12 protein-coding genes are annotated in these 13625 nt (G+C 46.5%); all 12 read left to right on the forward strand.

Annotation, left to right across the window (positions count from 1 at the left end):
- The first annotated feature begins 152 nt into the window (after positions 1 to 152).
- The 12 genes from M3152_RS03150 (at position 153) to M3152_RS03205 (ending at position 13589) form a co-directional block, all read left to right on the forward strand.
- The gene (locus M3152_RS03150) at positions 153 to 3983 is read left to right on the forward strand and encodes an AAA domain-containing protein (RefSeq protein WP_251693743.1); all 3831 of its coding nucleotides are present in this window, start codon (positions 153 to 155) and stop codon (positions 3981 to 3983) included.
- 19 nt (positions 3984 to 4002) lie between these two features.
- A complete protein-coding gene (locus M3152_RS03155; protein WP_251693744.1) occupies positions 4003 to 4746 on the forward strand; it encodes a hypothetical protein in 744 nt (247 codons plus the stop codon).
- A 293-nt stretch (positions 4747 to 5039) separates the two neighbouring features.
- Entirely contained in the window at positions 5040 to 5993 is a 954-nt protein-coding gene (gene paaA, locus M3152_RS03160; protein WP_251693745.1) for a 1,2-phenylacetyl-CoA epoxidase subunit PaaA, read from the forward strand.
- Positions 5994 to 6012: 19 nt separating this feature from the next.
- Positions 6013 to 6360: a 1,2-phenylacetyl-CoA epoxidase subunit PaaB gene (gene paaB, locus M3152_RS03165; RefSeq protein WP_251693746.1), complete on the forward strand. Its 348-nt coding sequence runs from the start codon at positions 6013 to 6015 to the stop codon at positions 6358 to 6360.
- Positions 6357 to 7175: a 1,2-phenylacetyl-CoA epoxidase subunit PaaC gene (paaC, locus tag M3152_RS03170; protein WP_251693747.1), complete on the forward strand. Its 819-nt coding sequence runs from the start codon at positions 6357 to 6359 to the stop codon at positions 7173 to 7175. Before paaB ends, paaC begins: the two co-directional genes overlap by 4 nt.
- A 23-nt stretch (positions 7176 to 7198) precedes the next feature.
- Positions 7199 to 7699, forward strand: coding sequence for a 1,2-phenylacetyl-CoA epoxidase subunit PaaD (paaD, locus tag M3152_RS03175; protein WP_251693748.1), 501 nt, complete (start codon positions 7199 to 7201; stop codon positions 7697 to 7699).
- A 17-nt stretch (positions 7700 to 7716) separates the two neighbouring features.
- On the forward strand, positions 7717 to 8019 hold the full coding sequence (locus M3152_RS03180; RefSeq protein WP_251693749.1) for an EthD family reductase: 303 nt from the start codon (positions 7717 to 7719) through the stop codon (positions 8017 to 8019).
- The gene (locus tag M3152_RS03185; RefSeq protein WP_251693750.1) at positions 8019 to 8798 is read left to right on the forward strand and encodes an enoyl-CoA hydratase/isomerase family protein; all 780 of its coding nucleotides are present in this window, start codon (positions 8019 to 8021) and stop codon (positions 8796 to 8798) included. Before M3152_RS03180 ends, M3152_RS03185 begins: the two co-directional genes overlap by 1 nt.
- A 13-nt stretch (positions 8799 to 8811) precedes the next feature.
- Complete coding sequence (locus M3152_RS03190) at positions 8812 to 9585, forward strand: enoyl-CoA hydratase-related protein (protein WP_251693751.1); 774 nt, start codon at positions 8812 to 8814, stop codon at positions 9583 to 9585.
- Between the two features lie 13 nt (positions 9586 to 9598).
- Positions 9599 to 11116 carry an aldehyde dehydrogenase family protein gene (locus tag M3152_RS03195; protein WP_251693752.1) on the forward strand — a complete coding sequence of 506 codons (1518 nt, stop codon included), beginning with the start codon at positions 9599 to 9601 and terminating at the stop codon, positions 11114 to 11116.
- Positions 11117 to 11514: 398 nt separating this feature from the next.
- The gene (locus tag M3152_RS03200) at positions 11515 to 12387 is read left to right on the forward strand and encodes a 3-hydroxyacyl-CoA dehydrogenase (RefSeq protein ID WP_251693753.1); all 873 of its coding nucleotides are present in this window, start codon (positions 11515 to 11517) and stop codon (positions 12385 to 12387) included.
- Positions 12384 to 13589, forward strand: a complete 1206-nt coding sequence (locus M3152_RS03205) for an acetyl-CoA C-acyltransferase (protein ID WP_251693754.1) — start codon at positions 12384 to 12386, stop codon at positions 13587 to 13589. Before M3152_RS03200 ends, M3152_RS03205 begins: the two co-directional genes overlap by 4 nt.
- The last annotated feature ends 36 nt before the right edge of the window (positions 13590 to 13625 follow it).

The raw sequence follows: 13625 nt of genomic DNA on the forward strand, positions 1-13625 counted from the left end.
ATGCAATACCCAGATTTCTGAAGCGGGAAACGATTGCAACAAATTCTATTTCCGGATTTCTAATGAATCAGGAACCGTTTTTGTTGTATGATAGAACGTATGGTTTTATTTCGGAATTATATTGGATAAGGACCAGAAAGGAGGATGTCATGATGGGGAAAAGCGAAGTGATGAACTGCCGGCTCGATATGACACAACGGGCGCGCAAGGAAATCGGAAATTGGGCGATTGACGAAAACGAGCTCTTTTCCATGCAGGCAAATTACTCTGTATACATCGAAAAACTACCCGCAAAACAAGACAACATGACATTCTCCTTCTACTTCGGCCGAGAAGAAAATCCACAGCTCGCCAACCACTTAAACGAACGGGTCGCCGTCATGGAATGCGTCTACAAAAACGAAGGCTTCCTCGCGACAAGCTTCAGAGTGAAAGGGCGGAAAGAGCCTGTCCGGACGAATCGCCGACTTGGCGTCCGCCTGGCATTCGCAGTCAACCGGCGTACAGGCAGCCCGATGCCGATCGAGCTATATACGAGCCTTCGGGAGCTTCCGATTGCGCAAGAGCGTTCAGCATATGTGGAAAAACGGATCAAAAGTTGGGAAGGATACTTACGGATTGAGGAGAAAAATGCAGATGTCGCGGATGTAACCGCCCATTTTTCACAACCTATCATCAATGACTCGTTCAGTCAGCTGTCGATCATTTGCAGCGGATTGGAAGCGAAAGATTGGGGTTCGATCAACGGATTCAGCGCAAAACTGAAAGGTTCAAGCGATGATCTCGGAACGGTCGTTGATGTAAATCGCGGAAGACGGTCGGTGAAGATCGAACTGAGCCGGAAATACCAAGCGATTGCAAGGCGTGGCTCTTTATTGCCGAATGGCGCCCGTGAAATCGTCTTCAGCAATTTCGCCGAGCTGAGCCAAATTCGCCGGCTGCGGAAAGGCTTCAAGGATCTGCAAGACGGATTTGCGGCAAACGCCAATTTGGAGAAGGTGCTGTTCGAGGAACGGCCTGTCGTCCAAATTACGAATAAGCGGCAGGAGCTCGAGTTCCATCATCCGTTGAATGAGTTCCAGCGTGAAGCGGTCACCGGCGCGATGTCTGCGCATGATCTGTATGTCATCCAGGGACCTCCAGGGACTGGGAAAACGACGGTCATCTCGGAGCTTTGCCACCAGCTCATGTTGGCGGGGCAACGGACGCTCGTCGCTTCGCAGTCGAATTTGGCGGTGGACAATGCGCTCGGCAGGCTGCTGTCCAATCCGGGCATCCGGATTTTGCGCTATGGACGGACGGAGAGTATCGAAGAGGAAGGGAAGCGATTCATCGAGGAGAATGTCGCTTCCTACTGGCGGGACGAAACATTGGCAGCGGTCAATGAGCAACGGGAAGAGCGAGCAACTCGGGAGCAGGAGATCGCTGAGGAGATCGGACGTCTCGAAGAAGAACTGCAACGTCTGCAGGCGGAACGGGATGAAATGGACCGTCGCATAGCCGAGAAACAAGCCGCCGAGATGGAAAGCAAAGACCTGAATGGACAGCAGGACTCCTTGAAGAAATTGCAGTTGGAACTTGAGGAGAGACAGGATTCGCTTGCCCGGCAATTGGAAGAAGAGACCGGAATTCTTGAAAAGCTGTCCATAGAAGAGGACAGATTGCAACAGGAAAAGGAAGTTGCTTCAATCAGTCCGGAAATGCATGAAAAGATGGCTGAAGCAGAGCTCGAATTGGCTTTGAATCGCAAAAAGCTTCGTTATTTCCAAACGGTCGAAGCGATCGATTACGCGGAAATGGAAATCCGGAAATTGACGGAAGAAGCGGCAACGAATAGTTTGAAGTTGGGGTCGATGCCGCGTTTCATCGAAGACTTATCGGACGTGCGGAAGCTGCAGGAGCTGGAAGGGCTCTTCGCGGCACACAACATCGAACCATCGCTTCCGACGAGCCTTGAAATCAATACGCTCCGTCGTTTGCGTGTGGATATTCAAAACGGTACGTATCCGTATGCGCTTCTGGAATGGAAAGAAGTGGCGGAGCGGCTGATGAATGGCATCAAGCATGCGGAAAATCTGCTTCGGAAGCATCATTTCGCGGTCGAACAGGTCTGCAGCAAACAGGACGATACATACAAAACGGCTGAAGAAATGCATGACATGCTTGATAAAATTGGCCGATTCTTTGTGAACCCTGCGACAAAACGGATTTTGGCAGCGCCGGCAAATGCCGAAAAGGCGACTCTTTTGCATCGGCTTGCCGATAATCTCGCTTATTTATACGGCAAAGCGGAGGACGTGCGGAAAATCTCCGCGTCGATCAAATCATCATCCGATCGTGAAGCGGCGGGCCGATTCACCGCTTTGAAAAATGAAATAAAAGATGAAATGACTGCTCATATTCGAGAGATTGAAGAACAGGTGGCAGCCGCCGAACGAACAATCAAAGAACATGAAGAACAGCTTCTAGAGTTGAAGGAAGAAACTTCGGAGCTAGCTGTACTTGTTGACGAACAAGTTTATCGGCAGGATGTCGAGGACGAGATTGAAAAGCTCGAAAAGACGCTTGCCGACTTTGAGGAGCGAAAAGGTTTATTCCAAAGGATTGAGCAGGCTGTCGAAGAGAATTCCACTGAATCGATCCGTACTTCCAAACAGCTTGCAGCTTTACAGCATGACGAAGAAGCATTGCTGCTAGAGATAGCGGAGGCAGAAGACCGGATGAAACAACTTGAGCAGCGGATTCTTACTCTACAGGAAATCATCCTTTCCAAACCGGAAAAGCGGAAGAAGGAACTGATTGAGGAAATCGATCAGAATTCTGCAAAAGCCGCCGAATTGCAGCAGGAGCGTGACCGGATGCCGGTCGCACGGTTGCTGCAAGATGAGTGGAGTGAAATGCTTGCAGGAGCAGGGGAGTATGACTTGGATGAAATCCGCAAGCTGTATGTGAAGCACGCAAACGTCATCGGGACGACTTGTGTTGCTTCCGCGAGGCGCGATTTCATGGAGGATTATCCGGAATTCGACGTCGTCATCATTGACGAAGTGTCAAAAGCGACGCCGCCTGAACTATTGCTTCCGATGCTGAAAGGGAAGAAGATCGTCCTCGTCGGGGATCATCATCAGCTGCCGCCGCTTGTCGGCCGGGAGACGATGGAGGAATTCATCGAGGAGATCAAGGACGAGGCCGAAAAGGAAGAACTGAGCGGCATGCTGAAGGAGTCGCTATTCGAGCGGCTGTTTAGAACATTGCCGAAGCAGAATAAGACGATGCTTGGCATCCAATACCGGATGCATGAGGAGATCATGGAGACGATTGCGCCATTTTATGTGGATGGCCAATACCGTCTGCAGTGCGGTCTTGCGGATTCTGATGCAGCTCGCGATCATTTGCTATCTTCCGCTACTATTAAACGGAATGATCATCTTCTATGGTTTGATATGCCGAATGAGCCTGCGTACTTCGAAGACAAAGTGAAGGGTGGTACGAGTCTCTACAATGAGGCTGAGCTAAATAGAATCCGAGAATTGCTAGTGGATATCGAAGAAGCTACGTCGCTCGCGAAGCGGGAAGGCCGGATGCAGCCGAACGAGAAGAAAAGCGTCGGTGTCATCAGCTTCTACGGGGAACAGGTGAAGCGAATCGACCGGCTCATTGAACAGGAAATTAGGCCGGAGCATTTGCATTGTCGAACTGGCTCTGTCGATAAATTCCAAGGGATGGAAATGGACATTATCATTTTGAGCTTCGTTCGGAACCACGCGCAGCCGAGCGGCACTATCGGCTTCGCGGAGGATTACCGCCGCTTGAATGTCGCATTGTCGAGGGCAAGGGAATTGTTGGTCATCGTCGGCAGCTCGGATATGTTCACCAAACGGCCGAAGAAAGCCGGGACGAAGGCAATGTACGCACGGCTAGTTGAACAAGTGAAGCTCAAGGGCGGCTTCAGGGAGCTAGTAGGTTCTGGCAGGAATGATTGAAGGAAAAGGGGGTGGATGAATGGATGCGTTGGAAAAACGGCTACGTGATGATTTGCTGCGCGACTTGAACGTGAAATTGCTCGAAACGGTGAAATGGTCATTGCCGATCCAGGTGATTGATATCGAGTACGAAACGGTGAAGCGCACGAAGATGGACATTTTGATGAAAATGCTTTTGGTCGCCTTCCGAACGTCGCAATTTACTTCTGCTGAAGAATTAAGCGAGATGCTCGTTGTCGAACCGTTATTCATTGAAGACATCATTGAGCGAATGGTACGGGCGGGCATGATTGTGAAGAGCGGCGGCGCCTATTCGTTGACGGAAACGGGAAGGCAACAGCTCGAAGCGGGTATTTACGTCCAGCCGCCGGAAATGGAGGAGTCGACCGTCCATTATAGCCCATCCCACGGAAGTTTCCTTGTCGGGGAGCCGACGGATGGCGAGAGGGAGACGTATCGACATGCAGTGGATTCCCGCCAGCTGAACAAATTCCGTGATGAAGAGTGGCGGGAAGCGCTCGATAAATTGGACGTCGCTTATACGGATGGTAATGTCCAACTCGTTGTCCAGGCGATTACGGCAGTCAATGAACTCGAACAAAAATCCGCCCCCTGCATTGAATTCCGTCTTCATCAAACCACCGACGACAGGCTGTATGCACGCGTTTGGAATATGATGACAGGCGAGTGGGACGAGACGCTTGAGAAGCAGATCATGGAATATGAGTTGGTGGAGTGGCGGGAGAAGTACTTTGCAAACTAATCACCACCTATGAAGTGGCCACCATTTTTTACTAGTTACTAAAACCTTTTTATGCAGCCAGTTGTCGGTATTGTACCGGCTATTGGCTGTTTTTCATTTTCCTGCGCCTTTCATCACTACTAGTAGTTGAAAACTGATTTGAAAAAATGGAAGTTAAATTTATCAGAATACATTTGCTTTTTCGATATCACTGCACTATACTGACTTTATATATAACACTATGAATGACTATCGTTAAAATGTTGTTATGCGGGGCGGAGCGATTTCATACGTTAGGCAAAGGGGGATTTTACATGTCGGCTTTACACAATACGGCTGAAGAGGAACAGTTAGCACACTTCATGAAACGTATTGAGGCGGGGGAGAAGATTGAAGCAGATGATTGGATGCCTGAAGAATACAGACTGACATTGATTAAGCTGATTTCCATGCATGGGATGAGCGAAATAATGGGAGCACTCCCCGAGAAAGAGTGGGTCCCGAAAGCCCCGTCTCTTCAACGGAAACTTGGCATAATGGCAAAAGTGCAGGACGAAATGGGCCACGGCCAACTGCTGCTTCGAGTTACAGAAGACTTACTAGCTCCCTATGGAAAAAATCGTGGAGATTTAATGCAGGACTTATTCAATGGAGACTTGAAATTTCATAATGTGTTCCATATGGAAACAAAAACGTGGGCGGATGCTGGAATCATAGGCTGGCTTGTAGATGGAGCAGCCATAATTACGCAGACAGATATGCTTGGGGCTTCTTATGGACCTTATGCAAGAGCGTTGCAACGCATTTGTGCGGAAGAAGTGTTCCATGCCCAACATGGAGAGTCAATTATCATGGCATTAGCAGAAGGAACGGATGAACAAAAAGCGATGATCCAAGAAGCTTTGGATCGCTGGTGGGAATCATTACTTATGTTCTTTGGACCGGCAAGTAAAGAAACGACGGGTTCATCGAAGCAAGACGTAACAATCAAATATAAAATCCGTACGAAAACAAATGAAGACTTCAGGCAAATCTTTTTTGACAAATACATTCCGCGTATTTTGTCGCTCGGATTAACAATTCCAGATCCAACTTTCCGCTACGATAAAGACAGTGGTTTGTGGTCATACAAACAACCAGACTGGGAAGAGTTTAAGAGAATTATTAAAAATAAAGGACCTCGTTCAGAAGCACGCCTTAATTTACGCCGATCTTCTTACGAAAATAGTGCATGGGTGCGTGATGCATTGAGTGCGACAGTCAACTAACGAAAGGAGTCAGAAGGAAATGGCCGAAGAGAAAACATTTTATCAAGAATATGAAGTTTTTAGCAAACGGACGCCGACTTCGACATTCCAATACCAATTCAGCTTACTGGCTCCAAACGAAGAAATGGCACTCGTTTTGGCTCAGGAGAATTTCATGCGCCGTGAACCGGTTACTGACATTTGGATCGTGAATCGAAAGCATATTAGGAAGATGAATGCAGAAGAAAAATTGACGCTTCGCAGACTGGACAATAAAGATTATCGTACGACAAAAGGCTACGGCTACTTAAAGAAAAAGTGGCGTCACTATGAACAGGAAATCTTGGATGAAAAAGAAATCTTGTCATGGGGAGGAAAACGGAAATGAGCAATATCGACAACGGAGTGACCGAGGCTGCGGAAAACAAAGAAGCGATAACGAGTTTGTTATTTCAATTGGCGGATGATGATTTCTTGTATGCCTATCGAGGATCTGAATGGCTCGGACTCGCTCCCCACATTGAGGAAGACGTCGCTTCTTCATCAATTAGCCAAGACAGTATGGGCCATGCAGCTATGTACTACAAACTACTTGAAGAGTTAGGGGTGGGAAATGCAGATGACCTGGCTCATTTGCGTCCAGCACATGAGAGAAAAAACAGCATTGTAACAGAGCGGGTAAACGGTGAAGGCTACTATATGGAAACACCTAATTATGATTGGGCCTATCAAGTTGTCAGAAGTTATTTTTACACACAAGCCAAAAAGGTGAAAGTTGAATCTTTATGTAAAAGCTCGTATCGACCAGTTGCTGAAGCTGCAGTGAAAGTGAAAATGGAACTTTATTATCACAGACTACATTGGGAAACTTGGTTTAAGCAATTATTGAGTTCCACCGATGTGGCAAAAAAGAAAATGAATAATGCCATTACGCTCGTTATGAATGACTTTGGAGATATGTTCTCTTTTGGGAATCAAAGACAAGCAATTGAAAAATACAAACTAATAGACAGTGAGGAAAAATTGAAAGAAAACTGGATAGCTAGCATTGAACCAGTGTTTGCTGCACTTCGACTTGATGTACCGCCTATTCCGGAAAACCCTGCGAATAACGGGAGGAATGGAGAGCATACAGTAGATTTGGACGAAGCTCTGCTTACGCTGTCTGAAGTTTACAAAGTAGATCCGGTGGCTTCTTGGTAAGTGGATAGGAAAGAGGTGAATTTATGGCTATTTCTGAAAGCGTTTCCATTGATCGCGTCTATAAAATACTGATGAACGTGAAGGACCCTGAAATTGATTCGGTTAGCATTATTGACCTTGGCATGGTTGAAGAAGTCACGCACTCGGGGAATAGTGTAAAAGTAGTTTTACTTCCGACTTTCTTAGGATGCCCGGCATTAGAGATTATCAAAAAGAATACGATTGATGCAATCAAACAACTGCCCGAAGTGGGAGATGTCGAAGTGGAATTCGTCTTTCATCCGCCGTGGACGTCAGATCGTATTACAGAAGAAGGACACGCGAATCTGCGTGCGTTTGGAATAGCCCCACCTCCCCGACATTTTGAAGAAGATGGCTCCTGGCATGTGGATTGCGCCTATTGCGGATCCACATATGTGACGATGGAAAACATCTTCGGGCCGACTGCTTGCAGAAGTATTTTGTATTGTAAGAGCTGTAAAAATGTATTTGAGGCAATGAAACCAGTTTCGACACTACTATAAAGTGAGGAGAAATGTAAATGGCTAAATTAATCGCTCTGTATAAACACCCTGAAAACAAAGAGGAATTTGATAATCATTACTTCAATGTTCATGCTCCGATTACAGCGGAAATTCCAGGACTTCGTGAAATGAAAGTTACGAAATTCACAGGATCTCCGATGGGGGGAGAGGGTAAATACTACCTCATGTGTGAGATGTATTATGACAGCTTGGAAGACTTGCAGCAAGGGTTACGTTCACCTGAAGGGAAAGCATCCGGTAAAGACTTAATGAGCTTTGCACGTGATCTTGTGACATTAATGATAGGTGAGGACGCGTAATGGATCGATTCGACTTCATTGAAACTTCCATGGAGGAAAACGGCGTAGCAGTCATCTGTTTAAATCGTCCTCGTCAGTTAAACTCATTGAATCGAAAAATGGTTAGAGAAATTGTTGTAGCAATGGAAGAATATGATCGAGATGAGAACGTTCGTGTCATTGTGCTTACAGGCCAGGGTCGAGCTTTTTCGGCGGGAGCGGATATTGATGAAATGAGGAATGATGACCCAATCAGCCTTGAGTCGTTAAATCAATTTGCTGATTGGGACCGTTTAGCTCTCATTAAAAAACCAATTGTCGGTGCAGTAAAAGGGTTTGCCTTCGGAGGAGGATTCGAGCTTGCCCTTTGTTGTGACCTAATAATCTCAGCTAGCGGAACAGAGTTTTCATTTCCTGAAGTCTTTCTTGGCGTCATGCCAGGTGCAGGAGGAACGCAGCGGTTGACGAAGCTTGTAGGTAGAACGAAAGCGATTGAATGGCTATGGACAGGAGAGCGTATTTCTGCGGAAACGGCTCTTATGCACGGAATCATTAACAAAATCGTTGCTCCTGAAATGCTAATGGAGGAAACGATGAAGTTTGCAAATCGGCTCGCTAAACAACCGCCGCTATCGCTGCGCCTAATTAAAGATTCGGTCAATAAAGCAGTGGATTATCCATTATATGAAGGAATGCAATATGAACGGAAAAATTTCTATCTACTATTCGCTTCACAGGATCAAAAAGAAGGTATGAATGCTTTTGTGGAAAAAAGAAAACCGGATTATCAGGGGAAGTAAGGAGGGTGCTTGAGTGTTTGAGACGATACGCTATGAAGTTGCAGATGGAATTGCGTGGCTCTATTTAAATCGACCTGACAAATTAAATGCATTTATCGCACAGATGAACCGGGAAGTGAAAGACGCAGTCAAATCCGCTTCGAATGACGATGAAGTTCGTTGCATCGTCATAACGGGCGAAGGACGTGCATTTTGTTCCGGACAAGATTTATCGGAAGTCGATGAGAACATGGATCATGGTCAAGTGTTACGAGACCATTATGGACCGATGGTGAAGCAACTGAGAGCTTGTGAAAAACCGATTATTGCAGCTGTTAATGGAGTTGCTGCTGGAGCTGGATTTAGCCTTGCACTAGCATGTGATTTCAGACTGATTTCAGAACGCGCAAGTTTTGTAAACGCGTTCATCCATGTGGGACTTATTCCGGATTCCGGCAATCTCTATTATCTGACACAACTCGTAGGACATGCCAAAGCAACGGAACTAGCCATGTTAGGAGAAAAAGTATCAGCTGCTGACGCCGTGGAAATGGGACTTGCGAATCGACTGATCCCAATTGATACATGGAAAGAAGACGTTACCGCATTCGCAGCCAGACTTGCCGCTTTGCCAACAAAAGCACTAGGGCTGATCAAACGTTCAATGAAGGCAACAACCGTACTATCTTTTAATGATTATCTAGAACAAGAAGCTCAAGGACAGCGAATAGCGGGTCTAACAAAAGATCATCGCGAAGGTGTCAACGCATTCATGCAAAAAAGAAAACCTGTCTATTCGGGACAATAGGAGGAATCATTAAATGACGACAATTCAAGAAGGAACAATCGAGCGAGAATCAATGAAGCGTGACTACTACAAACTGTTCATTAACGGTGAACAAGTCGATGGCAGCAGCGGAGAGCGCACAAATATTTATAATCCCGCGACAGGTGAACTACTGGCTGAAGTAGCTAAAGCGACGAAAGAAGACGCTGAAAAAGCTGTTCGGGCAGCGAGAGATTCATTCGACAATGGGAAGTGGAAAATAACTCCCGCAGGACGTCGTGCACGTGTACTGAACAAAATTGCAGCCATTATGGGCGAACGCTTTAATGAACTTGTGGAATTGGAAATTTTGAATACTGGAAAATCACTTGCAGCTGCGAAAGGACAGATTGCTCAAGCAATTGAAGACTTTGAGTTTTACGCAGGTGCTATCGTAGCACACGGTGGATCTGTAAATAACGTACCTGGACAATTCCACAACTATACAGAAAAAGAACCGCTTGGTGTATGTGCGCAAATTATTCCGTGGAACTATCCACTGATGATGGCTGCTTGGAAAATTGCTCCGGCTATTGCTGCAGGGTGCTCGGTCGTTATTAAGCCGGCGTCACTCACGCCACTGACGGCGATTATTCTAGGGGAAATCTGTCATGAAGCGGGCGTACCGGCAGGCGTGATAAACATTCTACCTGGATCTGGATCCGAGATTGGCAACTACTTGGTAGAACATGAACTAGTGAATAAAGTTGCTTTCACAGGATCTACGTCCATTGGTAAAGACATTATGGCAAGAGCAGCAGGAACAGTAAAACGCGTAACACTAGAACTTGGCGGGAAATCTCCAAGCCTAGTTTTTGAGGATGCAGATATTGATGCAGCCGTCGATGGCTCACTCTACGGTGCATTCAATAATACGGGCCAATCTTGTGATGCACGTTCACGAATCTATATCCATGAAAATGTATACGATGAGTTCGTTGAAAAGTTTATTGCGAAAACTGAAAAACTAGCAATTGGAGATCCATTCAGTAAGGCAACGCATATGGGCGCAGTTATCGATCAAACTCAGTTAGACACTGTGAAAAGCTATGTTCAATCTGCAATCGACGAGGGCGCTGAGATTCTAACGGGCGGTAAAGAATTGAAACCGGAAGGCTATGAAAACGGCTTTTGGTATGCGCCAACTATTATCGGTAACGTCACACAAGACATGAAAGTTGTGCGTGAAGAAATCTTTGGACCGGTTGTCGTCGTATCGAAATTCAAAAACGAAAAAGAAGCAATTGCCTTAGCGAATGACTCGGATTATGGGTTAGCCTCTTCAATCTGGTCAACAAATACGGCAACGACAACGCGAGTTGCGAACCAAATTCAAGCGGGAATTGTAATGATCAACACACCGTTCTCCGCATTTCCAGGCACGCCATTCGGGGGCTTCAAACAATCCGGATTCGGCCGTGAGCTGTCAGCCGGATCACTTGATCTTTACACTGAAACGAAAAGCATCATGTCCTACTTCGGCAGCCGCCCAGTCAACCCATTCGGGTTATAAGAAAAGCGTAAGGCGCCGCTTAGCCCCGACAGGCATAAGTGAAAAGGAAGGCAGTCTAAGTTCGCGACGTCTAAGAGGAAGGCGACCTAAGTTCGCGACATCGTGTCGCAATGGTCGCATGACTCGCATCCTGCGAGCCTCAACGACTGCATACCTGCCTCCTTGCAGGCACGAGGAGGCGTACTCCAGCCACCACAGCAAAACGGCTTTCAGGGATCACAGCCTAAGTACGCCGCGTCCTGCGGCAATGGCTGTGTGACTCACATCCTGTGAGCCTCCGAGGGGCTGGCGTCTGAAGCTAGACAGTAAGTAAATACGTATACCTATTACAAAAATCAACGGACAGGGATGTATGATCTCCTGTCCGTATTCGTTCATCATAAAAAGGAGGAATATGGATGATTCAGCATATAGTTGTGGTTGGTTCAGGCGTGATGGGTAGAGGAATTGCCTATGTCGGTGCCCTCGGTGGGTACTCAGTTACACTAGTCGATATTAATGAAGCTGCACTTCAAAATGCAAAGAATGAAATTGAAGTTATTGTTGAAAAAGGGCTGAAGTATGGAAAAGTCACAGCGGACGCAGCTGAAAAGGCGCTCCAAAAATTAACCTATGAAAACAATCTGGAAAAAGCATCACGAAATGCAGATTTAATCATCGAAGCCGTGCCTGAACTGGCATCTATTAAAAAACAAGTGTTTGAAGAAATAGAACAATATGCTTCAAGAGACTGTTATTTTGCAACAAATACATCGACGATGAGTCCGACAGAAATCGCTTCTTTTGGCAAACGTCCAGATAAAACAATTGCTATGCACTTTTTCAATCCGGTACATAAAATGCCACTTGTTGAAATCGTCCGGGGGTTGGAAACAAGTGATGAGACGGCAGAAATCATTAGAGAAGTGGCCGTGAACATGGGGAAAGAAACTGTCGTTATTAATGAATTTCCGGGATTCGTTACAAGCCGAATTAGTGCACTTGTTGGCAATGAAGCTTTCTACATGCTGCAAGAAGGACTTGGAACGCCGGAAGAAATTGATAAAGCGATTAAGCTAGGGTTGAACTACCCCATGGGCCCGTTTGAGCTCGTCGATTTGGTGGGACTTGATACACGGCTGAATAACTTAAACTACTTACACGAAAAGCTAGGGGAGAAATATCGCCCTGCGCCTCTATTGGAGCAATATGTAAAAGCAGGCCGCCTTGGCCGGAAAAGCGGGAAAGGCGTTTACGACTATACCTCTGGAAAAGAGTTGGTTCCGAAATGAAAGAAGTCGTCATAGTGGATGCTGTCCGTACGCCAATCGGAAGATATAACGGTGCGTTAAAAGACGTCCGTCCAGATGATCTAGGCGCTGTCGTTATTAAAGCGCTCGTCGAACGGAATCCGAGGCTGCCGGTAGGGGAGATCGAAGAAGTAGTCTTAGGAAATGCGAATCAGGCTGGGGAAGATAACCGTAATGTAGCTCGAATGTCCGGTCTATTAGCGGGGCTTCCTGTCGAAGTGGCCGGCACGACGATTAACCGTCTATGCGGTTCAGGGCTTGACGCTGTTATGTACGCCGCCAGGGCGATCGCAGTTGGTGATGGCGATATTTACATTGCAGGCGGAACAGAAAGCATGACGCGTGCACCCCTTGTCATGGCAAAGCCTGATCTAGCATTTCCGCGCGGCAATATGGAATTACAAGATACAACAATCGGTTGGCGCTTTACAAATAAAAAGCTAAAAGAAATGTATGGTGCAGATACGATGCCACAGACGGCTGAAAACGTCGCACAACGGTATCAAATAACACGAGAAAATCAGGATGTATTTGCTAATGAAAGCCAGCAACGTGCGAAAAAAGCGATAGCAGAAAACCGTTTTGCTGAAGAAATTGTTCCGGTTATTTATCAAGACCGTAAAGGGAACGAAATCATTGTGGATCAGGATGAACATCCGCGACCGAATACAACGCTAGAAAAGCTTGGAAAACTGAAACCGATATTTGAAGGTGGCACCGTAACTGCAGGCAACGCCTCGGGTGTCAATGACGGTGCGTCCGCTTTACTTCTTATGAGTGCAGAGAAAGCGAAAGAACTGAACCTCACCCCCCTTGCGAAATATGTTATCGGGGCAACAGCTGGACTAGAACCAGCCGTCATGGGCCTTGGTCCAGTTTACGCCTCAAGAAAAGCACTTGAACGATCAGGGCTCACTACAAATGACATCGGACTTGTCGAATTAAATGAGGCTTTTGCGTCCCAAGCACTTGCATGTATACACCAGTTAGAATTAGACGATAAAAAAGTGAACGTCAACGGCGGAGCAATCGCTTTCGGCCACCCATTAGGAGCAAGCGGCGCCCGAATCCTAACAACACTTCTCTACGAAATGAAAAGACAGAACGTTAAATACGGACTAGCAACGATGTGTATTGGAGTAGGTCAAGGGATTGCGGCAATCATTGAGAATATAACTGAGTAATAGGTTTTCTTTTATTGATATAACGATATAATGGAA

It is taken from the genome of Sporosarcina luteola, assembly GCF_023715245.1.
Lineage (GTDB): Bacteria > Bacillota > Bacilli > Bacillales_A > Planococcaceae > Sporosarcina > Sporosarcina luteola_C.

Bases quoted from the DNA above. Each gene is read 5' to 3' on its own strand.
- M3152_RS03150 (WP_251693743.1), top strand. From the start codon at position 153: ATGGGGAAAAGCGAAGTGATGAACTGCCGGCTCGATATGACACAACGG.
- M3152_RS03155 (WP_251693744.1), top strand. From the start codon at position 4,003: ATGGATGCGTTGGAAAAACGGCTACGTGATGATTTGCTGCGCGACTTG.
- paaA (WP_251693745.1), top strand. From the start codon at position 5,040: ATGTCGGCTTTACACAATACGGCTGAAGAGGAACAGTTAGCACACTTC.
- paaB (WP_251693746.1), top strand. From the start codon at position 6,013: ATGGCCGAAGAGAAAACATTTTATCAAGAATATGAAGTTTTTAGCAAA.
- paaC (WP_251693747.1), top strand. From the start codon at position 6,357: ATGAGCAATATCGACAACGGAGTGACCGAGGCTGCGGAAAACAAAGAA.
- paaD (WP_251693748.1), top strand. From the start codon at position 7,199: ATGGCTATTTCTGAAAGCGTTTCCATTGATCGCGTCTATAAAATACTG.
- M3152_RS03180 (WP_251693749.1), top strand. From the start codon at position 7,717: ATGGCTAAATTAATCGCTCTGTATAAACACCCTGAAAACAAAGAGGAA.
- M3152_RS03185 (WP_251693750.1), top strand. From the start codon at position 8,019: ATGGATCGATTCGACTTCATTGAAACTTCCATGGAGGAAAACGGCGTA.
- M3152_RS03195 (WP_251693752.1), top strand. From the start codon at position 9,599: ATGACGACAATTCAAGAAGGAACAATCGAGCGAGAATCAATGAAGCGT.
- M3152_RS03200 (WP_251693753.1), top strand. From the start codon at position 11,515: ATGATTCAGCATATAGTTGTGGTTGGTTCAGGCGTGATGGGTAGAGGA.
- M3152_RS03205 (WP_251693754.1), top strand. From the start codon at position 12,384: ATGAAAGAAGTCGTCATAGTGGATGCTGTCCGTACGCCAATCGGAAGA.